The sequence below is a fragment of the Caballeronia sp. GAWG1-5s-s genome (assembly GCF_023631445.1).
Taxonomy (GTDB): Bacteria; Pseudomonadota; Gammaproteobacteria; order Burkholderiales; family Burkholderiaceae; genus Caballeronia.
This window is the reverse complement of record NZ_JALQDC010000010.1, coordinates 266,801-288,248: the sequence shown is the minus strand read 5'-3', so window position 1 is coordinate 288,248 and position 21,448 is coordinate 266,801. Positions and strand designations below refer to the sequence as shown.

The window sequence follows — 21,448 nt, the reverse complement described above, 5'->3', positions numbered from 1 at the left end:
TGGGACGCTCTGCGGAGAGCGTTGCTCGCGCTAAAAGTCGGGCCCGCAACACTTGCGGTGTGCGGGCGCGCTTGATGGGCCACCGGCTGAGGCGTGCAACGGCGATCGCCTCGACTGTACGTGTCCGGCGTTCTGTCCACAGCACCGCTCGCGGCTCACGTGCGCAAGACAACCGCCGCGCTTGACTCTCCACTTCATTGACTCCCTAAAGCGGAAACTCCAGGGATTCAAGGAGCTCGCGTTGGCGACGCGCCGTTCCCGCGCGAGGCGTACCGCAGAAGCTGGCAACAACTCGATGCCCGCTTGTCACAACGCCACCCAACGAGACGATGGTCGGCCTGCTTGCGCAGGCGAGCACGGCGTGGAGGCGGTACCAGCCGGGCGGCTTGATGCGTTGCTCGCAGCCGGCGAGCTTCCCGATCTCAAAGGGCTTCGTGAGCAGCACGCACCCCGTGAGGCCCGGTGCCCTGAGGTGGAGGTTCAAATGCCGGCCGTTGCCGTCTATGAAGAACTGCTCCAGGCGATGGCCCCATGAACGCGCCCGCGCGTGATGGCGGCCGCCTGGCCCTGACTCAACGAGCTAGGCTTGCCAACGATCAGCAGGTTATTGCTTGAGTTCGCCGAGCGCTCGGATGAGGATGGTTCGCCGGCCACACGTTTGTTCGGCGCACTGCTTGAGCACGAGCTGGCCGCACTCGCCAAGCGCCCAGCGACGCATCGAACGACACATAGTGAATCGCATATGGACACTACCAGACGCTAGCCGCCTTCGACTTCGGCGCCGTGTCGATGGTCTCAAAGCGCATGCCACGGCGCTGGCCACCGGAGAGTCATGGCCGGAGAAAGGCGCGATGGTTCTCCTGTTCGGCCGGCCAGGGGCGGAAAAAACCACTTGGGATCGGCTGTTGGTCATCCATTGATCGACGTCGGCTATGGCGTGTTGTTCCCGCGTACCAGCGAGCTCGTCCAGAAACTGCAAGCCAAGCTCCATCGCTTTGCTTTGATCATCCTCGACGATCTGTCGTAGGCCCGCAGGGATCAGGGGAAGACGAGCGTTCTGTCCGAGCTGATTGCCGAGAGGTAGGAGCGAAAAAGTCTTTCGACCACTGGAAGCCAACCGTTCTCGGGCCGGAATGACTTGTTCCCCGACGCCGGCATGGCGGTGGTCGCCATCGATCGGCTTGTGCATCACTCGACGATCTTCGAGCTTAACGTCGAAAGTTACCGCCGCCGCAAGGCCGGCGACAAACACAACGCGCAACACGCCGGCCGTGCTGCTTGACGCGCTCTAGCGATGGTTTCCGCGTCCCGGCGGTAGTCGCTCGGCCACACCGCACGATATCGCCGAAATGTGGCATCCGTGAAAACCGCCTTTTTGCGATCGATATCATGGTCGCGTGAGGGAAAGAGATATGAAATTCGTCACCATTGTCCATAATCGCTCGACTGCCGCCCTTTACTATCTTCATTGCTTAGCTGCACCCGGTTTCATCACGGGTAGTAGCGGACGACTAAAAAGGAGGTAGTACCAATGGATGTGTGCGGGCACTGTGAACACGAGAGAAGCGACGAACTCTCCAAGGCCATACATTTACGCCTTGGTTACCGGGGATACTTACGTAACCTCGACGGATTGGCTGCAAAACGGCACAGATACATTGACTTCGCACATCACCTAAACGGCATCCTCTTCCGTTTCCTAGGAGACGACTTCGTTCTAGAGGAGGAATTGAGCGTGTTTGTAGGTCGGCCGTTTGCTACCCCAGTGATGCGCGCCGATAGCGTCCTCGTGACCTCCTTCGGACTGTTCGTCATTGCTCGCATCAGCGCCAGCGGATACATCACCAGCGACGAGCAGCCTGGGGCACTCGGCGCAAGCCACGGACTGGGCAATCGAGACGTTTTCAGCTATGAAGATCCCACCCCCGTTGCGGGCGCGCTTGAGCTCGTCCTCAGGGGTTTGCCAACCCCCGTCGAGGCCGTCACCATCTTCGACAACCCCGACTGCAAACTTGCAAACACGCTCCCACTCAACATGTTGAAGCTGTCCGAGCTACACCACTTCTTGAGAGTTAAGGAAGAGCAGATGCGCGGTTACTATCGGCGAGTCGATACGGAAGACATATACCGGCGATTGCGAGCGTGTTGCAACAGACCAATTCAGGGTAAGCATTGACCCGTGCCGTCCCATATCAGCTCCGCCCGCCACGCAATAGCAGCGCTCGTTATTTCATTACGGAACCCGGTAGTACCCGCAACCCAGCGATTACCTCGCAAGTCACAATCTAACAAGACAAGTATGCAACAGCAATGCGCGACCTGTGGTTACTGGCACGATGAGCACTTCTTTCCAACGCGGGCCGTGCTCGGCCACCCGAAGGGAAACCCACGCGATACAAAGCTAGAGGAGCGACAACGAAAAATTGAAGCGTTCACTAGAAATCTGGGCGATGTCATGTCATCGATTGGCGCTGGCCATGCCCACATTGTTCAACAGCTCACGGTGCTGACGTCGCAGGGGATAACTGGTCCCGTGGCTCAAGCAGACTTCGTGGTTGTGACAGGCATGAGTGTGTTTGTCATCAGCCGGATGGAGTGCCATGGTTTCGTGAGCCGCGGCGAAGATCAGCACAGTCTGGTAGTGCAGGACTCGACTGGCGACATTCGCCGTTACAGATCGCCATTAAGATGCACCATGGCGGTGGTTGGCTTCCTGCGAGCGCTTTTCGCCGACTTCCCGGCTTCGATTGAGGCGCTCGCCGTCTTTGACGACGAGCGCTGCACGTTGGCTCGCGCGCTGCCGACGTCGCTAGTTACGATGAAGGAACTCGAACACTTTTTCCGCATCCGTCGGGACGCTGCATATTGCAAGGGCTGGAACTTGGAACACCGGAAGATGACCGACCTGCTGCTCAGCGCTTGCAAGTAGCGGTGGCGGCCCACTAACCAACCCTCGATTGCGCCGACGCATTCCATCATCACGACCGGTGAACGCATTCTCTTTGGGGAGAGTATGCAGGCGTTGCCCCCGAAGTTTCGCGATCGATTCCTTGCGACGCTCAGCTATTTCGTCGGGTTGTGACGCCCAACTTCGCGCATCGGCGACGTGACCTAACCGACGCGCTTTGATCGTATGTTGATCGCCAGCGCCAGTTGGCGAACTAGCATGCACGCGAGATGTCCAGAAGGGGCCGCTACTCATTGCGTCGGCGGACTTAATAGTAAGGAATCCAAATTCAGTAGGCGGGCTATTGCGGCAACTGAAATCAACGTTTCATGCAACCGCAAAACAGCCTTGCGCCGGCGCGGGTTGTAAAGCGACGTCTTTTAGACGTGGTCGACCACCGAGCGCGGCGGAGCCGTCGCAGGGCTGGAGGTGTTGGAGGCGAACCCCTGAACCGAAACCCGGTCCCATGCCGTCCCTATGCCTTGACATCGTGAACTCGCAGGCATGCTGGATTTGTCCCAACCAGAGGAGTGCAGACATGCCAATAGAAAAACGTTCCTGCCGAGCGCATTCGGCTCAACTAGCGGCGCCGACCCATGTTCGCGGTTGGACTGAACGCACGTCCGACCGCAAACGCACTCGCACGCCAGTGCGTGCAGCGCGCAAGCATTCTTTCCGGCAAGGGTTAGCACGATCAACAGGTCCTTCTGCCGTCAGCGTACCGTCCCCGACGGTGCGTCTGCCCGCGCGGTGCGCGGACGCCGAAATCCGACATCTTGAAGCGGTGATTCGTCACATCACGGGCGCTCACAGCCCGTCTGTACCTGCGTACCTGGATCAGTCTTATTGGCTCGCACGGCTTGAGCGAATCGAGCGAAATGCTTGCCTCATTCCAACTCAGCAGCAACGCATCGCGGCATTGCGAAGGTTGCTACGCGAGAGCGAGCCGCACGAGTGCCGGTGCGCGTAGGTTTCCCCGGCGGTGTTTGCGCAACATACCCATCTTCTTATTCGCCTATTGCCGCTCGCGTCGCTCAATGATGCTCGGTCGAGCAATCCCAGCAGACGTGGCCGCGCGCCGCGCACTAGGCAGCCTGACCTGCAAGCGAGACCGCAGTGGCAAGCGATGACTTGCCTTGGAAGTCCATTCATCAACGAAAGCCAGGGACCAAATGAGAAAGGACAATAACGACGGAATGCCGACACATGACCTGCCGAACGGCACGGCCCGCGCCGCCGACGATACGTTCAGCCATTCCCGCAGGAAAAGGAAGGAGGCGACCAACGGTACGGAAAGCCGTCAACGCGTGAGCCGATCGTTGCTAATGCGCATCGCGCCGATCTTTCAGCATGCGTGCGATGGCCGGGCGCATGTGCGCCATTCAATCGAACTCGAACATGCACCGGGCACCAAGAACCCGACAACGCACGTTGATTGCCTCGCGATCACACCGTTTGGCGTGTTCGTCGTGAACCACTTCCACTGGACAGGGCTGGTCAAACCAGGAACCAACGAAGATGAACTTGCCGTCGTCGATGACCGCGGCGACGTGACGATTCAAACGTCGCCGCTGCGCCGAGCGAAGCCGGCCGTGCGGCATTTGCGCTTGGTGCTGTCTCAGCATGACTGTCCGGTCGAGAGTATCGCCGTTTTCGGCGGAAGAGGCTGCAGCCTGCATCCGACTGTGCCCGAGAGCGTCTTGGTCTTGTCAGACTTGCACTACTTCGTGCGCACGAGGTTGAACCGCTTCCGCGCAATGCACCGGCGCTATTTGGATGCGGACAACCTGGCTTCGCGTATCGACTGGTCTTGCTCTCGCAGGCGCACGCGCCCGTGATACCGCCACCCGAATTGCTGTTTCGTTGTATGGCAGCGCTGCGGCCGCCACGTGAAACCCGGGTCAACCCTCGAAAGTTGCCCGTGGCGCGGCGTCGGACCAACGGAGCTCTATCGCCCTCGAACCGCAACCGCCGCTCGAGTCACCCGCTCCGTGACGTCGATATCCGCCAGCAGACCGAAAAGACGCCGTTTTTACGAAGCTTTCCAGCGGAAACGGTCAAATGGGCGCGCTATATTGGTTGCACCTACCGCGTATTCACGCATCGACCTTAGCCAAGCGCACGGCTGACGCGCGCTTGCCACTCCTTTTATACCTGGCGGCTCGGGGGAATTGCAGTCCCGGCTCGCACGCGAGTTCATTGAGCAACCCGCCACCGTTTCACATCGTTGTATCCGAGCCCTGGTCCCCAGTCGCGTCGTCCTTCAAGTTTGCGTGCAAGACAAGCGCGCTTGCGGCTGGAACGAAGCCGTTGTCTCACACCAACACAGTTATCTGTTCGACGGCCGCGCCTGCGCACGCGTGGTCGCAGGACGTTGCTCGTCATCCGTTTTCAGCATCTCGCGCGCGACGCTGGTTCGCTGCGCGATCAGTTATGCGTCGCGCAGGATCCATCGCTGTCTTATTTCACCACCGTAGTCTGGCCCGGCAAACCGCCGAAGGCCGCTACTTCGTTAGCCAGGAGGCTTTATGAAACTCGCCGTACTAGAAGTCCGCTATGCAGGTGGCTTGATCCTGACCGACCGTGTTGTCGTTCAGGCGTCATCCCGCATTTTGCTGCCGCCGCGCTTGAGCGCGATGCTTACCGAACTCGAGAAGGCAGAGCGCCGCACGTCGATTCAAGTTTCGGTAGACGGCGTCACCTATCGCGTAACAGGCGCCCCCGACGGCGAACTTGCGGTGGGGGCCAAGCTGCCATTCGGTGAGCGTCTAGTCACGACGCTAAAAAGTGTCGCAACTCCCAATCGCGCTCAACGGCGACTCAACCGGCGCTTCGCCCATATGCTGAGTGCCTTTTCGTTGATCGGCGCGTGCTACCTCGTTCAGTCAAGCAAGGACTGGGACGCAGGTGTCATCGTTGAAACCGCGTTGCTTTGCGTCACGTCCGTGGCTCTGTTCATCATCGGACATATGTGCTTTCCGGGTAACAACGAATCGACGTGACGATGATGCTGAAGCTTGCCTTATTGGCTTCTTCTTTGCAGTGGTTCGGCCGTTCGTCGACGCGACGTTGACTTCAAAGTCGATCGAGGTTGTTTGTGCAGACCACGCCGCTTGGCGTGGTCTGCCTCATTGCCGACTGGCGATTCCGCTCGCGCCACTTACGGGTCCAATCAATCCGGCACTCACGTCTTGCTGAGCATCCCGGTCGTCATAGCCCTCGGGCCCTGCGCCGCAGTGCGCCCTTCGTTGCTCCAGCGAAAGGATCTTCTAACCGTCAATCTCTAAGGCGTTTTCTAGCCTCGGTCGTCGGCGTACTTAAACCGGGATGCTCTGCTTTGCCCGGCCTACGAGGGCAGGGGTTAGAAGACCGACGCACAGCGAGATGCAAGGGCGAGGGTGCCTCCGGTGCCCACGAACTCAGTTGTCGTCGTTGGCGAGCGGCGTTCGTCGGCAACGGGACGCTCATCACCGTCACCGCTGCCACAACCGAAGAGCAGCGACGTAACCCCACCGTCAAAACAGCATCGCGCGAAAAAAGATCGGCGCCGGGCTAGCGCGATCGCTTTCGGAAGGTGCCAGCCGAGGCTTCACCAAGCGAGCCGTCGCCCGCACTTTCGTATCCGCCCCGCGATTTCGTCTTGGGGTCAGCGCACGCAGAGACGCGAGGGTTGACTCGCGCGCGCTGAAAGAAAAGGAAGTGGCATCAAATCATCGCGTCATTGCACGGTCTTCACCGTGTCTCGCAAATGAACAAGGAGGGAAAGAGATGGCTGCAAGAATGTGGGTAGCTAGGACAATGGACGGGCAAGAAGTCTCCGCCGAGACGATCGGTTGTCTCCAAGAGCCTCCGCCGTTGAGATGTGTGTCTTGCAGCGCGCCCGTCAGTTACGTTCCGCAGCACGCACGCGAGAGTCGGGGCAAAGCCTACGCGGTCAAGGCTTATTTCCGCTTGTTTCCGAAGGGGGTGCATAACGAGCGCTGCATGTTCGATGTCCACGAGCAACTAAAAGTCATTGCGCGTCGTTCGTTTGGTCTCGTGCAGGCCATCGCACGAGGACAATATCGTTTTCGGCTGCTTGCGATTGATGATATACGCGACGTGGACACGGATTCAAAGCGTCCGAGAATATCTCCGAATGGCGATATGGCAGGACACGGCAGTGCGTTGTTTTCAAGCGACCCTCGCCATCTTCTGTCTGCCTACATTAACGCGGCGAAGCGAGTTATTGAACTTCGAAGTTTGTGTGCGAGCGATTCCGATCTGAGTGAGCGTCTCCAGTTCGTCTTCAATGGGATGTCAGTAACCTGGGAAGACTTCTATTACGACGAAGCGCGGTTCCTCGCAGCCTATCGTTGGCTCGGTAAGACTGCAACTTCTTTTCCGGTCACGCTTGTGGGTACGGTGTCCAACATAGAGTCCATTGAAAGACATGGTCGATCTTTGTATGCCTTGCATATGAAGCCGTCAGCAGCACAGCCATATTTTCGTGACTCAACGGTGGGAGAACTCGCGCGCGCTACGGCATGGACCAGTCAAGCTGAATGGTTGCATCCGCTCAAGCGAAACGACACCGTGCTCGTTTTCGGCCATTGGCGGCATGCGACAGCCAATACAGTTACGACCCTTGCACGCAATGGCGATAACATCTTTCGCAAGTACGTGGAGCGGCAGTTGTCAATCTGGCTACATGTTAAGTCTCAGATATCGCGGATAGATGGGTAGTGGGCGATGGGGTCGCCATAGGTATTATCGTTACGTGGCGTCTGTTGAATAACGATTGTTCCGGATCTAGCGCGCGCATCCTTGCCATCGAAGGTCCGGTATGTTGCTCACTGCAGTCGGGCTCACGCGAATCGGAGCGGCAGCCTTACCGTTGCGCACCCGTCCTAGCAATAGCGCTTGAAAAGATTGTGATTGGACTTGGGTGAACACAAAGCTGGTCGTGGCGTCCGCGCGGACGTATCCTCAGTCGCTGCTCCTTTTCGTTGGGGGCTGCAAGTCATAGCACGCGTGCGTCCGGCAGCACTCAGGCTCCGCAGGCCCTCGCGGAAGCAGCGTCCCAGAGCCGCAGGCGCATTAATAAAACCGATTCGCGGTGCACGCTGTTAGAGAAGAGCGGAGAGCGCGCGCCGGCCGCAGCGTTAAACGCTGACAGCAACGGCGCTTGTCCGCGTCGTTGCTTGTATTAGTTTCTCGTGGCGCATCAGTGATGTCATTGCGCGTGCAATTCCATCGTGAAAGGGGAAGCGAGGCGCAGGGGTCACGGTACGGAGTTAATCTGTGTTGAACCTAGGCCTCTTGCTAGTCTTGAGAAATCCAATCCTCACCCCAAGAAAATGACCGGATATGCCAGTGTATTCTTCCGCGATCGACACCAATGGTTCCGGAATAGAGATGAGATTGAAGCAGCGAGTAAGTCAAGTGACTTGCTGCGTCGAATTCGATTTCGGCGCCTCCTGAACTGCGGGTCCACCTGTTCACAACCGTCCTCCCTATCGGAACTTCGAAGCACACGTCGTTCTTTCAACGTGACGGTGACGCGGTGGAGGCCGCGTCATGCCAATCAGAGAGAGTAGCGCGCGCGCTTGCAAGAGCCCAACGCTCATACGCTGATTGCTCTCAAGCATTTGCTTCGCGCATGAATTCACTAACGTTTGAAAGAGCGCCGAGACGAGCACCTTCGGAGAATTCTCGGTTCGCAGGCGTCTAGAGTAGCGCAGGGCCATCGATCCCGCCGGCATTAGCCGCGTTCGATTATTTCCTACGCGCGGCCGATTTCAGGGAAAATGCCGCATGCGTCGTCCGACGAAACATGCCGCAGATCCAGGATTCAGTCACCAAGGATGCAGTTGAACTCCCAATACGCCAGCGCAGGCTCAGCCCCATTGATAAGCGTATCCCTCGTTGTGTACCGCCCGCATCGGCAACTCCTCGTACGCACGCTGCATACGCTCGATACCGCGCTGCATCGCCTGTCGCTTGCCGATCAAAGCGCCTCTGCACCACTGTATTTAATAAACAACGGCACAGACGATGGATTCGACCTATCCGCGTTTGCCCGGGAAGCTGCGCGCCAGACTCACGTGATCGAAGGCCAAGGCAACGTAGGCTACGGCCGAGGCCACAACCTCGCCATCGAACGCGCATCGAGCCGTTACCACTTGATCCTGAACCCCGACATCGAACTCGACGCCGACGCGCTCACGCACGCGCTGACTTTCATGGACGCGCACCCGGAAGTCGGTCTGCTCTCGCCGCAGATCATCGAAGACGACGGCAGCCGGCAATACCTCTGCCGCCGCTACCCGACAGTGTTCGACCTCTTCATTCGCGGCTTCCTTCCACGGAGCATGAGAAAGCCATTCAAAGCGCGACTCGCGCGATACGAAATGCGCGACGTGATCGGAGACAAGGACATCGTCTGGGACCCGCCCATCGTCAGCGGCTGCTTCATGCTGTTTCGCACCGAAGTGCTGAAGAAACTCGGCGGTTTCGATCCGCGCTACTTCCTCTATTTCGAAGACTACGACCTGAGCCTGCGCACGCACGACGTCGCGCGCGTGGCGTACGTGCCGTCCGTGCGCGTGCTGCATCATGGCGGCGACGCGGCGGGCAAGGGCTGGACGCACATCAAGCTCTTCATGGCGTCGGCGTACAAGTTCTTCAGCCGCTTCGGCTGGAAATGGCTATGACCGGGCGCATCGCCGTCACGGGCGCCAACGGCTTCGTCGGCCGCGCGGTCACGCGGGCCTTGCTCGACGCGGCCAGAGAACCGCTCGGCATTGTTCGTCAGAGCGCGGGGCCGCATACCGTTCAAATAGAATCGCTCGATGCCATCACGCCCGCCGTCTTCGAAGGCTGCGATGCGGTGATTCACCTCGCCGCGCGCGTGCACGTCATGCGCGACGCCGCCGCCGATCCGCTCGCCGCGTTCCGCGCGGTCAATGTCGACGGGGCGCTTCAGACCGCCGACGCCGCCCGTCGCGCCGGCGCGACGCGCTTCGTCTTCGTGAGCAGCATCAAGGCGCTGGCGGAGTTCGACCACGGCGAGCCGCTGAAGGAAACCGACGAGCGCCGTCCGCCGGACGCGTATGGCGTCTCCAAAGCGGAAGCCGAAGTCAGGCTTCAGGAGTTCGGCGCGCGCACCGGGCTCGAAATCGTGATCGCGCGTCCGCCGCTCGTCTACGGGCCCGAGGTGCGCGCCAACTTCCTGGCGCTGATGCGGGCCATCGCGAAGGGCATGCCGCTGCCCATCGGCGCGGTGACGGCGCAACGAAGCCTCGTCTATGTCGATAACCTGGCGAGCGCGCTCGTCGAATGCGCGACGAATCCCCGCGCGGCCGGCCAGATCTTCCACGTAACCGACGGCGAGGATCCCGGCGTCGCCGAACTCGCGCGCCGGCTCGGGCACCATCTGAAGCGTCCGGCGCGTCTTCTGCCCGTGCCGGTCGGGCTGTTGCAAGCGGCGGGGCGGCTCACCGGCAAAACCGCGCAGGTCGAGCGGCTCACCGGCAGCTTGCGTGTCGATTCGGCGCATATCCGCGATGTGCTAGGCTGGCGCCCCTCGTACTCGCTGGAGGCGGGTCTCGCAGCCACCGCCGCGTGGTTTCTCCAGCAACGTGCGGCAGAAGGACGCTAATTCCCGCCGGGTCGCGGCGAGTTAACGTCCGGTAACAACCGATAAGTGGCGGTAACACGCGGGTCAGCGCGGAACCGGCATCATCGGCTTAGCTAAAAAAACGTACACAAGGCCAATCGGGAAATGAGTGCCTCGCTGTTTCCTTTCCTCGTGCATTCGCCGTGGACAGCAGCCGTATGGGTTGCGGCTGCGTCGCTCGGAGTCTGCGCGTCGATCCTTTTCGCGCTGCTGCGCACCGGTCTCGCGTGGCGGCTCGCCACCGATATCCCGAACGATCGTTCGCTGCACACCCGCCCGACGCCGCGTGTCGGCGGCTGGGGCATCGTGCCGGTCGCCGTCATCGCGATGCTGCTGCTCACGCCGTCGATGTGGCTCGCCGCAGTGCTCGCCGCCGCGCTCGCCGCCGTGTCGCAGATCGACGATCGCCGCGGCCTGCCTGCGCGCGTGCGGTTCGGGGCGCACGTCGCCGCCGTGGCATTGCTGATCGCGCTGAACCCCGCTCCGGTGCCGTGGTGGGCGCTGGTCGCGGTCGGCTTCCTGATGGTCTGGCTCGTCAATCTTTACAACTTCATGGACGGTTCGGACGGGCTCGCAGGCGGCATGGCGCTCATCGGTTTCGGCGGCTACGCGGTCGCGGCGCTGTCCGGGCCCGTACCGCAGATCGATCTGGGCGTCGCCAGCGCGGCCATCGCGGGCGCGGCAGCGGGATTTCTGCTCTTCAACTTCCATCCGGCACGAATATTTCTAGGCGATTCAGGGTCGATTCCTCTAGGATTCTTCGCAGGAGCACTCGGTTATTGGGGCTGGCTGAAAGGCACGTGGCCGGTGTGGTTTCCGGCGCTCGTGTTTGCGCCATTCATCGGCGATGCATCGGTCACGCTGCTGCGGCGGCTCGCGCGCGGCGAGCAGTTCTGGCAGGCGCATCGCGAGCATTACTATCAGCGCATGGTGCGGCTCGGCGTCGGCCACGCCCGCACCGCGCTCGCGTGGTACGCGCTGATGCTGGCGGGCGTCGTTCTGGCCAACCTGGCGCTCGCGTTTGCGCCGGTGGCGCAGTGGGTCGCGGTCGCGGCCTGGGCTATCGTTCTGGTGGTGGCGGGACTCGCAGTCGATACATGCTGGCGGCGCCACGCGGCGCTGGCCTCCGAACACTCTCGAGGTAGTCGCGGATGATTCGATTCAAAGCTTCATGGCTTTCCGCAGGCGCCTTCACGTTCGACCTTTGCGCGGTCGCAGGCACCTGGCTTGCCGCTTACCTGATCCGCTTCAACGGCACGGTGCCGCATGACTTCCGGCACGGCGCGCTGGTCGCGCTGACCTGGGTGCTGCCCGTGTACGGCGTCATGTTCCGCGTCTTCGGGCTGTATCGCGGCATGTGGGTGTTCGCGAGCCTGCCCGATCTCATGCGCATTTCGAAGTCGGTGGTGGTCGGCGCGCTCGTCGTAATGATCGGCGCTGTCATGGCGCAGCCCACGCCCGTCATTCCGCGCTCGGTGCTGATCGTCGCGCCGCTGCTATTGTTCCTCGCGATGGGCGGCGCGCGGGCGCTGTATCGCGCGGGCAAGGAGTTCTATCTGTACGGCGGCCTCGTCGGGCAGGGCAAGCCGGTGATCGTGCTGGGCGCGGGCACGGCGGGCGCGATGCTGGCGCGCGAACTCGCGCGGTCGTCGGAATGGCGTCTCGTCGGCCTGCTCGACGACGATCCCGCCAAGCAAGGCCGCGAAGTGCTCGGCCACAAGGTGCTCGGGTCGTTCAGCGACTTGTCGAAGGTCGCGGAGCAGTACAAGACCGACTACGCGATCATCGCGATTCCGTCTTCCTCCGTCGACGAGCAGCGGCGCGTCGCGACGCTTTGCGTGCGCGCGGGCGTCAAGGTGATGGTGCTGCCCGCGCTCAACCAGTTGACGCAAGGCGAGGGCGGTTTCCTCTCGCGCGTGCGCCAGATCGACCTCGAAGACCTGCTCGGCCGCGAGCCGGTGAAGATCGACATGCCGCACGTCGAGCAACTGTTGCACGGGCGCGTCGTGATGGTGACGGGCGCGGGCGGTTCAATCGGTTCGGAGCTGTGCCGGCAGATTCTGCGTTTCTCGCCGGCGCAACTCGTCGCGTATGACTTGAGCGAATACGCGATGTACCGCCTGATCGAAGAGTTGCACGAGAAGTTTCCGGACTTCTCCGTGGTGCCGGTGGTCGGCGACGCGAAAGACTCGCTGCTGCTCGATCAGACGATGGCGCGGTTCACGCCGCACATCGTCTTCCATGCGGCGGCCTACAAGCACGTCCCGCTGATGGAAGAGCAGAACGCATGGCAGGCCGTGCGCAACAACGTGCTCGGCACGCTGCGCGTCGCGCGCTCGGCGATACGCCATGACGTGCGGCACTTCGTGCTCATTTCCACCGACAAGGCCGTCAACCCGACCAACGTGATGGGCGCGAGCAAGCGCCTCGCCGAGATGACGTGTCAGGCGTTGCAGCAGACCGCGCCGCGCACGCAGTTCGAGACCGTGCGCTTCGGCAACGTGCTCGGCAGCGCGGGCAGCGTGATCCCGAAGTTCCAGCAGCAGATTGCGAAGGGCGGCCCGGTGACGGTTACGCATCCGGAGATCACGCGCTTCTTCATGACGATTCCCGAAGCCGCGCAGCTCGTCTTGCAGGCGTCGAGCATGGGGCGCGGCGGCGAGATCTTCATTCTCGACATGGGGCAGCCGGTGCGCATCGTCGATCTGGCGCGCGACCTGATTCGCCTCTATGGCTATAGCGAAGAGCAGATTCGCATCGTGTTCACGGGCTTGCGTCCGGGCGAGAAGCTCTACGAAGAACTGCTCGCCGACGACGAAACTACCACGCGCACGCCGCATCCGAAACTGCGCATCGCGCAGGCGCGAGGCGTGCCGGACGGATTCATCGACGAACTGTTGCCGTGGCTCATGCAGCATCGCGTGCTGTCGGACGACGAAGTGCGCCGCGATCTGCGCAGATGGGTGCCGGAGTATCAGACGGCCGCCGCGCCGGTGCTGCAAAGCGTGCAGGTGACGAAGGCGAAGGCGGCGAACCGATCGTTCGACGGCTAGAACTGCTAGGACCGCTAGATCCGCGCCTCGCTCTCCTGAAACGCCGGCAGGCGCGCATACAGTTCCGCGACCCAGTCGATGAACACGCGCACGCGCCGCGGCTGATGCCGGTTCGCCGCATACAGCACCGACACGACGCGCGGTTGCGCCGGATAGTCCGCGAGCACGCGACGCAACGCGCCGCTTTTCAGATGCGGATCGAGCGTATAGCTCGAACTCTGGATCAGCCCGAGCCCCGACAGACCGCACGCGACGTACGAATCGGCGTCGTTGACGGCGATCTTGTACTTGAGCGCGACGGCGCGGGTTTCGCCGTCCACGAGAAACTCCCAGTTGCGCACACGTCCGGAGTTGTTGAGCACATAGCCCACGGCCAGATGCCGGTCCAGGTCGTCGAGCGTCTGCGGCTCGCCGTATCGTTCGATATAACCCGGCGACGCGCACGTGATCTGCGTATAAGCGCCGATGCGCTTCGCTACCAGCCCGACATCGCCGATCGCGCCCACGCGCACGACGCAGTCGACGGCTTCTTCGACCAGATCCACCTGCCGGTCCGTGAGCACCAGTTCGATGCCGATATCGGGATACGCCGCGAAGAATTCCGGCAGCGCGGGAATGATGGTGTTCTTCGCCATCACTTGCGGCAGACTCACCTTGACGTTGCCCTTGGGACTCAGCTTCGAACGCGAGAGCGACGCCTCCATGTCGTCGACTTCGCCGAGCACGCGCACGCATCGCTCGTAATAGGCTTCGCCGTCTTCGGTGATGCTGATGCTGCGCGTCGTGCGATTGAGCAGCCGCGCGCCGAGATGCGCTTCGAGCGCCTGCAGCGTTCGCGACACGCTCGCGGGCGGCAGGCGAAGCGCGTCGGCGGCTTTCGAAAAGCTGCCCGCCTCGACCACGCGCGCGAACACTTTCATTGCAAGGAAGCGGTCCATCCCGAGATCCCGAATCGTGAATATGAGCCTGTAATCAACCGAGGATCATACTTGGGATCGTTTCCCGCGCGCGAAGAAGGGATGCTCGGGCGCCGCAGCCGCGTCAGAGGCCGAGCCCCTTGCACAGCCACCACGAGTAATGCTCGATCAGCCGCTGAAACGGCGCGTGATGTCCGTAAGCGATGGACGACACCGCGAGCAGGCCGACGCCCGCCACGACGGCGCGCGGCATCTTGCGCGGCTGCTCGAACACGCGCACGAGCAGCATCGTCGCGATGGCCGCGCCGAGCAGCCAGCCCACGACGACTTCACTCGGCGTATGCGCGTCCTGAATGATGCGGCTCGCGCCGATTAACGCCGCGAGGCCGAGGCCGCCCGCCGCGCCCAGCCGATACCACCAGCCGCCGAGGCTGCCCGCGAGCAGTCCGCCCGCGACCGTGTAAATGGAGGCGGCGAGCATGGTGTGCCCGCTGATCATGCGGAAATTGACCGCCGCCAGTTCCAGCCCGCAGCCCGCATACAGAATCTTCGAGAGTCCGACGAGGCCCATGCCGATGCCGAGCAGCACGGCCCAGCGCAGCGCAAGGCGCATGTCCACCGAGCGCAGCCAGAGCGCGCAGACCAACGCGAGCGGCAGTAAAAGCGCCGCATCCCCGAGATTCGAGAAAATCCACAGTACCCGTTCTTGCATACGTATCCGTCTTAGGTATCCGTCGATGTGACGATGTTGTTATGAACTGTCCGCCTGCTTTCTGCGGCCGGCGAGCCGATATTCGGTCGGCGAAATCGAAAGCCGCTTGCGGAAAATCTTCGCGAGGCCGTCGCCGCTGCCCGCGCCACAGCGCCGCGCGATCTTGTCTACCGGCAAGTCCGTCGCCGCGAGCAGCATGCAGCTTGCATCCAGACGCGCGCGCAACAAGTATTCCGACGGCGTGAGCCCGATCTGCGCCTTGAAGCGCCGCAGGAAATTGCGTTCGCTCATGGCCGCGACGCGCGCCGCATCCGTGATGGAAATCGGCTTCACGTAGTTCTCGCGGATCCAGCGAGCGGCCGCGTCGATCTTCTGGCGCACGCCGACGCTGTCGCTGTCGTCGAGCACCATGGCGAGCTTCTGCCACGCGCCCGGAATGGACCGCTCCGAAACTTCGCGCGCCACGGCCGCGCCGTAATCGCGCTTGACCATCGAGAGCGCCGCGGCGATCGGGCCTTTCGGATCGTCGAGCGTGAGCGTCTGCTCGGCGATGCACAGCGCATTCGATAACGCCGGCGACAGCGCCGACGACAATGCCTGCGCGCCCGGCTCTTCGTTGAAATCGAGCGACCGGTTCTGCAGCGTCAAATTCGCCGCCGCGAGAATATGCGCGCCTTCGCCGATGGCCTTGATGAACGGGATCTTCGGCGCGACGCGGCCCAGCTGCTTTCTCAGGAGCGCGTCCTGCCGAGCCAGCCGCGCGCCCGCGCCGCCTGCGATGAAAAGCGCATCGCATTCGTTCATCCAGCGCGCTTCGATGCTTTCGGTCCAGATGCGCATGGAGCAGCTGCTTGCAATGCTGCCCCCCACGCTTGACACGAACTGCAGCGAATAGTTCGGCGTGCGCTGCGGGAAAGCGTGCGGCTCCCCACGTTCGACGCCGGCAGAAGGCAGGCGCACTTCATTCGCGAGCGAGAAGACCTCGGAGATCGAACTGACTTCGACGAGCGAGAAGTCCTCGAAGATCAGAATGCCGATCCGCTTTGCCGTGTCGGCGGACGGCGCATGACGTTCGGGCGAGCGCACCGCTTCGAGCCTGCCCGTACCACTGGCGTACATCATCGACTTTCTCCCTTTTTCCCTTTCATCCCCTTTGTTCGCGAAAGAACGTCGAAAGCGGGAAAAGTAAGCACACATGCGACGCACTATACGCGGCAGCGAACAGTCGCCGCGTCGCCAGTCTGAAAATGACGATGTGTTGGCAGATGATTTCGATATCGGGCGAATAAGCTGATGCCACTCGTGTCGTCTGATGAAATCGGGCGATTGCGACTCTACGAAGAGGCGGCCGCATGCTCACACGGCGGCGCGCTGCCTCGTACAACAATTCAACAGGTGAGCCGATGCTAAAAGTGCGCAAGGCGGTATTTCCGGTGGCGGGCCTCGGCACGCGATTCCTTCCCGCAACCAAGGCGAGCCCGAAGGAAATGCTTCCGGTGGTGGACAAGCCACTGATTCAATACGCGGTCGAAGAAGCGATGGCCGCGGGTATCACCGAGATGATCTTCGTGACCGGGCGCAGCAAGCGCGCGATCGAAGATCACTTCGACAAGTCGTACGAAATCGAAGCCGAGCTCGAAGCGCGCGGCAAGGAAAAGCTGCTCGAACTCGTGCGCGGCATTTTGCCGAGCCATGTGACCTGCATGTACGTGCGTCAGGCCGAAGCGCTCGGTCTGGGTCACGCGGTGCTGTGCGCGGAGAAGCTCGTCGGCGACGAGCCGTTCGCCGTGGTGCTGGCGGACGACCTGCTCGACGGCCAGCCGCCCGTGCTCGCGCAGATGGTCGAGGTGTTCGACCACTATCATTCGTCGGTGATCGGCGTCGAGGAGATCGACCGCAAGGATTCGCGCTCGTACGGCGTGATCGAAGGCAAGCCGTGGGACGACGGCCTCTTCAAGCTCTCGCGCGTGGTGGAGAAGCCGGACCCGGAAGTCGCGCCGTCGAACTTCGGCGTGGTCGGCCGCTATGTGCTGATGCCGCGCATCTTCGAATTCCTGCGTTCGCAGAAGCCCGGCGCAGGCGGCGAAATTCAGTTGACCGATGGAATCGAGACGCTGCTTTCGCAAGAGCAAGTGCTGGCGTACCGGTATCGCGGCAAGCGCTTCGATTGCGGCAGCAAGCTCGGCTATCTGAAGGCGACGGTCGAATTCGCGCTGCGCCACCCCGAAGTGTGCGACGAATTCTCGGAGTACCTGCGCTCGCAGTTCGCACCGGCGCCGGCGCCGGTGATCGAGCCGGCGGTCGAGCAGATCGACCTCGAATCCGGTGATGCCGAAGACGAGCTTCCGGTCGATGCCTAAGTAGTGTTGAATACGCTTCGAGGCGCTGATCGCGCCTCGAAGCGGTTATGCAGTTGCCGCGCAGTTGCCCCACGCAGTTACCGCACGAAGTTACCGGAAATACGCCTTCGTGTTCTCATGCACGTCCTCGCGTGCCAGCAGTTCATCCGCGAGTAGCCACTCGTAGCCGCTATGCTGATCGAACCGTCCGATCGGCACCGAACCACTCAAGCTCATTGCGTAAGCCAGCACGATGTAATGCGTGCCGAACCCCGGCGTGCCCGCGAAATTGTCGTCGTAGCGATGCTCGAAGACGCCATAGAATCGCGCGGACGATCGCTCCGCGCTCGCCACACCCAGTTCGTTATGCACGATGCGCCTGAAGGCCGCATCGAGCGATTCGTCCTTCCCGATCCGTCCGCCCGGAACGAACCACGTATCCTGCGCGGGCCGGTTACGCCGCTGTCCGACGAGCACGCGCCGGTTGCCATCCGTCACGATCAGATCGATCGAAACGAGCGGCGCGAGCCGTACCACCGTCATGAAATCCGCTTCGCTCAACATCGCCATTGCGTTGGTCATTTGCTTTAATCGTTATGAATGTTGTTGCCGGTCCCCGCTGAACCGTCTCAGCCCGGCGCGAACAGTGTAGCGTGAGGGTGCATGCGGCAGGCCGCCGCAGCACTGGTATTAAACGACTAAAGATCGCTTAGTCGTGCCATCGACTTATTGGCCGACATAGCCCACCGGTTTCGTGACGTTCGCGCGCATGACATCGGCGTTGGTCGAGACCACGTAGACCGGCGCTTCGGTCAGCTTGAGCGCCACGCGGCCGTCGCTATACGGCATCGTCGATGCGTTGCCCATCATGTCGAACACCGTCACCGTTCCGGACTTGCCCGGCGCATCCACGGCGAGGCTGTAGTTCACCGCACGCGTCGCGTCGAAGCCGTTCGCGCCGGGCCACGAGGTGTTGCTGTGCGACCAGAGCGCCGTGACCACCTTGCCGCCATCGAGCCGCTGGAACGCATACGCATAGACGCCCTTGGGCGTTCCGTTGAGATAGCCGAGCGTCGTCGTGCCGTCGATGATGCGCGTCATCGCGGCCACGGCCATGGCGGCCGGTTTCGGGCTGATGAGCTTCTGGCCATAGCCGCCTTGCGCGTTGACGAGATCGAAGAACACGCCGTAGCCCACCTCGGGCGGATCGGCCGCATAGAAGACAAAGCTCACATCCGCGCCTTCGCCGAGCAGCATCAGATGCGTGCGCGCGAGCACCGCGCCTTGCGCGTACAGCACGTTCCAGTTCGGCGTGTTCGGCCCGTACTTGCTGCCGATGTCGTAGCTCACGCCCGTTTCCGTGACGAACAGCTTCGCGCCTGGCTTCACGACCTCGCTCATCGTGCGGCGCAATTCGCGCATGGCCGCGGGCATGGCTTTGGCGGCCGTTGTCGGGTTCGCATCGAAGCGTTCAGGCGGATGCGACGGCGACGTGCCCACGTCGTAATAGCCATGCGCGCTCACGCCATCCAGATACTTGCCGATGCCGAGCGGCGCAAGACGCCTGAGCCACGCCGCGTTCGACGCGAGGTTCGAAAGCGTGAGTCCCATCACGACCGCGTTCGGATCGCCCGCGTGAATGGCTTCGTGCGTGGCCTTGTACATCGCGACGAGATTCGCATCGGAGTCGCGCCACGGCAGGCCGCCTTCATAATCCGGCTCCCACGTCACCTGATAATAGTTGTGCGCCTGTCGGGGGAACCAGCGCTTCTGCACCGCGTTCGATTCTTCGCCGACGCGCTTCATATAGTCGCGGTAGGCATCGAGCGATGCGGGCGCGTAGCTGTGCGTGGTCGTCTTGGTCGGGCTCGCCCAGGCGGGAATGCCGTCGAGTTGAATCAGGCGCAACAGATCGCCGGGCTTGAAGAAGGGCGCGAGATTGTCCTTGGATGCGTCGAACGTGTTCGGCCCTTTCTCCTCCGTCATATACCAGTTGCGGTTGTCGTTGACCCACGCGAGGCCGAGATCCGGATACAGCGGGCGATAGCCGTCGCCGGAGCAGCATCCTTCGCCCGGCTTCAGATACGCCGCGCCCTGGCCGCCGAATCGATGCTCGTCCGGCCGCGCGAACGTCACGGCGGGCAGCGCCGACGCCACGTCCGGCAACACGCCGAACGTGGCGATTCCAGCGGGCCGCGTCCCGCGCGTCGGCAACGCCTGCTTGCCCGATTCGAGCGACGCGCTCACCGCGAAGTAGCCCGACGCGCGAGACCTGCACGTGAGCGTGACCGTCGCGGCTCGCGCATCGACGGCGAAGCGGCCGCTTGCCTTCACCGTGTTCCATGCGTCGCGGATCTGCCAGTTCACCGTGTCGTCGGATGGGGCGCGCGTGGTGATCGCAATGCGCAGCGGCGCATCGAGCGGGAACATGCGGGTGCCGTCGCTGCCGGGCGTATCGGCTTCGATGATGGCGGCATTCGCGCTCGTGGCGGCAGCCGCGCTGACCGGCGATGCAGGCGCCTCGCAGCGGAACGCGGGCGTGTCGGACGCGGTGCGTTGCACGGCGGCGGCGGGCAGCTCGCGTGGCGGGGCTTCGTCGGAGGTCGCACTGTCGCAGCCAGTGATCGTCAAAAGGGCGGCGCTCGCTATCGCCAGGCGACGCATACGCGGATATCGGTTCATAGTACGAACGTTCGGGTAATGGACGCGGCAAGCGCGATGTCGGCCCAACGATGGCGCGCGCGCGCAAGGGCGACCGTGCGCGCACGCACGCGCGGATGCCCTTCGTCGGATGAATGCGTCACGGGAAGAAACGCTTGTTCGCTCCGTTGCCGCGCGACATATCAGAAGTGAAACAGGACGGTCCGCAAAGTCGTTAATGCGCGTGGCGAAAAAGTCGGAAAAGCTGACCGACGATTTCTCATGCGATGTCCGCCTTCAAGTCCCTTTCGGGCGAGTCCATCCGTCGGACAAACTCGCCGGTTTCACCCGACGATTACATGCAAACCATGAGGCGCGGTGCCTAATTCAGTTTCCGTGCGCCGCCGCAAACAACTAGCAAATGGCGGAAATGTCCGAAGCGCGAAGCCCCGCGTGTGCGGTGCGTTCAGGGCTTCCGGCGTCGTTTGCGCCGCGTCATCGGCGCTTATTTGAAACCGTCGATTATGTTGTTTAATAATTAATCCGCCGGTATTTTAACGAGTGATCGCTTTTCGTTTCAGGTGAGATTATTAAAGCGAAGTGGAATTAATCGACTCTTCGAAAGTGCATTAACTGCCTTGCGCGGAAATTGCATTAGGCGCGGAACAGCTTCGCCCGGTATGAACCAGGAATTGCCGATTAGCTCTGTACATCGACTGCTTACCTTCTCGCTCGATGTTTCACGGATGAATCAGTTTCGCCGTCCAACGGACACGCCGCAATTAGCCCGGGAGCCGCTCAGGGCCGACCGGCGAGGGTTTGCGGGCGGGTCGGTGTTCCATCGCACAGAACGCTATTTACAGCGCAACGAAGAATCGTGTAACCGTTTGTATGATGAATCGGCAAATCTTTTCCGATTCGCTTTGATAAGCGCGGTCATCCGGATTCCAAAGGGGTTATCAATGTGCGCTCACCCTCATAACCGGAGAGGTTTTGTGGTTCAGGCGCGAAAATCAGCCCACAAATAATCTCTGTCTGCTTATTATTCACACCAGCGGACCGATTCCGCCAACGTCTCGTTCCCATCGGTCACGGCAACCCGGCGAAGTTCGGGAAACGCCTTGATGCAACGCAATGGCCGAGTAACTCTTCCGCACCCTGGAAACAAAGCTGCAGAGGA

General features: G+C 61.7%; 17 protein-coding genes. 12 read left to right on the top strand and 5 right to left on the bottom strand.

All coding sequences use genetic code 11. The annotated features are described in order from the left end of the window. Nucleotides 1–832: 832 nt before the first annotated feature. From NCR34_RS28020 to NCR34_RS10745, 11 genes are all read left to right on the top strand, one after another. Complete coding sequence (locus tag NCR34_RS28020) at nt 833–1,027, top strand: hypothetical protein (RefSeq protein WP_284506527.1); 195 nt, start codon at nt 833–835, stop codon at nt 1,025–1,027. A gap of 111 nt (nt 1,028–1,138) precedes the next feature. After that, complete coding sequence (locus NCR34_RS28015) at nt 1,139–1,282, top strand: ATP-binding protein (protein WP_284506526.1); 144 nt, start codon at nt 1,139–1,141, stop codon at nt 1,280–1,282. A 249-nt stretch (nt 1,283–1,531) separates the two neighbouring features. Beyond that, nucleotides 1,532–2,176: a hypothetical protein gene (locus tag NCR34_RS10785; RefSeq protein WP_250499825.1), complete on the top strand. Its 645-nt coding sequence runs from the start codon at nt 1,532–1,534 to the stop codon at nt 2,174–2,176. 123 nt (nt 2,177–2,299) lie between these two features. Next, nucleotides 2,300–2,929, top strand: a complete 630-nt coding sequence (locus NCR34_RS10780) for a hypothetical protein (RefSeq protein WP_250499824.1) — start codon at nt 2,300–2,302, stop codon at nt 2,927–2,929. A 1,190-nt stretch (nt 2,930–4,119) separates the two neighbouring features. Then, entirely contained in the window at nt 4,120–4,785 is a 666-nt protein-coding gene (locus tag NCR34_RS10775) for a nuclease-related domain-containing protein (protein ID WP_250499823.1), read from the top strand. Nucleotides 4,786–5,475: 690 nt separating this feature from the next. Beyond that, nucleotides 5,476–5,949, top strand: a complete 474-nt coding sequence (locus NCR34_RS10770) for a hypothetical protein (RefSeq protein WP_250499822.1) — start codon at nt 5,476–5,478, stop codon at nt 5,947–5,949. 982 nt (nt 5,950–6,931) lie between these two features. Further along, a complete protein-coding gene (locus tag NCR34_RS10765; RefSeq protein WP_248320373.1) occupies nt 6,932–7,672 on the top strand; it encodes a hypothetical protein in 741 nt (246 codons plus the stop codon). A gap of 1,121 nt (nt 7,673–8,793) precedes the next feature. Next, the gene (locus tag NCR34_RS10760; RefSeq protein WP_248320372.1) at nt 8,794–9,642 is read left to right on the top strand and encodes a glycosyltransferase family 2 protein; all 849 of its coding nucleotides are present in this window, start codon (nt 8,794–8,796) and stop codon (nt 9,640–9,642) included. Then, on the top strand, nt 9,639–10,589 hold the full coding sequence (locus NCR34_RS10755) for a UDP-glucose 4-epimerase family protein (protein WP_248320371.1): 951 nt from the start codon (nt 9,639–9,641) through the stop codon (nt 10,587–10,589). The genes NCR34_RS10760 and NCR34_RS10755 overlap by 4 nt, the downstream gene beginning before the upstream one ends. A 123-nt stretch (nt 10,590–10,712) precedes the next feature. Next, nucleotides 10,713–11,762 (top strand): MraY family glycosyltransferase, encoded by a 1,050-nt coding sequence (locus NCR34_RS10750; protein WP_248320370.1) that lies wholly within the window; start codon nt 10,713–10,715, stop codon nt 11,760–11,762. Further along, nucleotides 11,759–13,660 carry a polysaccharide biosynthesis protein gene (locus NCR34_RS10745; protein WP_248320369.1) on the top strand — a complete coding sequence of 634 codons (1,902 nt, stop codon included), beginning with the start codon at nt 11,759–11,761 and terminating at the stop codon, nt 13,658–13,660. The genes NCR34_RS10750 and NCR34_RS10745 overlap by 4 nt, the downstream gene beginning before the upstream one ends. A 14-nt stretch (nt 13,661–13,674) precedes the next feature. Here the strand turns inward: NCR34_RS10745 and NCR34_RS10740 are convergent, their stop codons facing one another. From NCR34_RS10740 to NCR34_RS10730, 3 genes are all read right to left on the bottom strand, one after another. Then, nucleotides 13,675–14,598: a LysR family transcriptional regulator gene (locus tag NCR34_RS10740; RefSeq protein ID WP_248320368.1), complete on the bottom strand. Its 924-nt coding sequence runs from the start codon at nt 14,596–14,598 to the stop codon at nt 13,675–13,677. Between the two features lie 103 nt (nt 14,599–14,701). Beyond that, complete coding sequence (locus tag NCR34_RS10735) at nt 14,702–15,289, bottom strand: phosphatase PAP2 family protein (RefSeq protein WP_248320367.1); 588 nt, start codon at nt 15,287–15,289, stop codon at nt 14,702–14,704. A gap of 39 nt (nt 15,290–15,328) precedes the next feature. Continuing rightward, on the bottom strand, nt 15,329–16,411 hold the full coding sequence (locus NCR34_RS10730; RefSeq protein ID WP_248320366.1) for a GlxA family transcriptional regulator: 1,083 nt from the start codon (nt 16,409–16,411) through the stop codon (nt 15,329–15,331). Between the two features lie 281 nt (nt 16,412–16,692). On the opposite strand from NCR34_RS10730, the gene galU reads away from it, so the two are divergent. Further along, nucleotides 16,693–17,649 carry a UTP--glucose-1-phosphate uridylyltransferase GalU gene (gene galU / locus NCR34_RS10725; RefSeq protein ID WP_248320365.1) on the top strand — a complete coding sequence of 319 codons (957 nt, stop codon included), beginning with the start codon at nt 16,693–16,695 and terminating at the stop codon, nt 17,647–17,649. A gap of 90 nt (nt 17,650–17,739) precedes the next feature. On the opposite strand, the gene NCR34_RS10720 is transcribed toward galU, so the two are convergent. Both NCR34_RS10720 and NCR34_RS10715 read right to left on the bottom strand, forming a co-directional pair. Beyond that, nucleotides 17,740–18,192, bottom strand: coding sequence for a GDP-mannose mannosyl hydrolase (locus NCR34_RS10720; protein WP_248322336.1), 453 nt, complete (start codon nt 18,190–18,192; stop codon nt 17,740–17,742). Nucleotides 18,193–18,354: 162 nt separating this feature from the next. After that, on the bottom strand, nt 18,355–20,292 hold the full coding sequence (locus NCR34_RS10715; RefSeq protein ID WP_371747417.1) for a hypothetical protein: 1,938 nt from the start codon (nt 20,290–20,292) through the stop codon (nt 18,355–18,357). Nucleotides 20,293–21,448 lie beyond the last annotated feature (1,156 nt).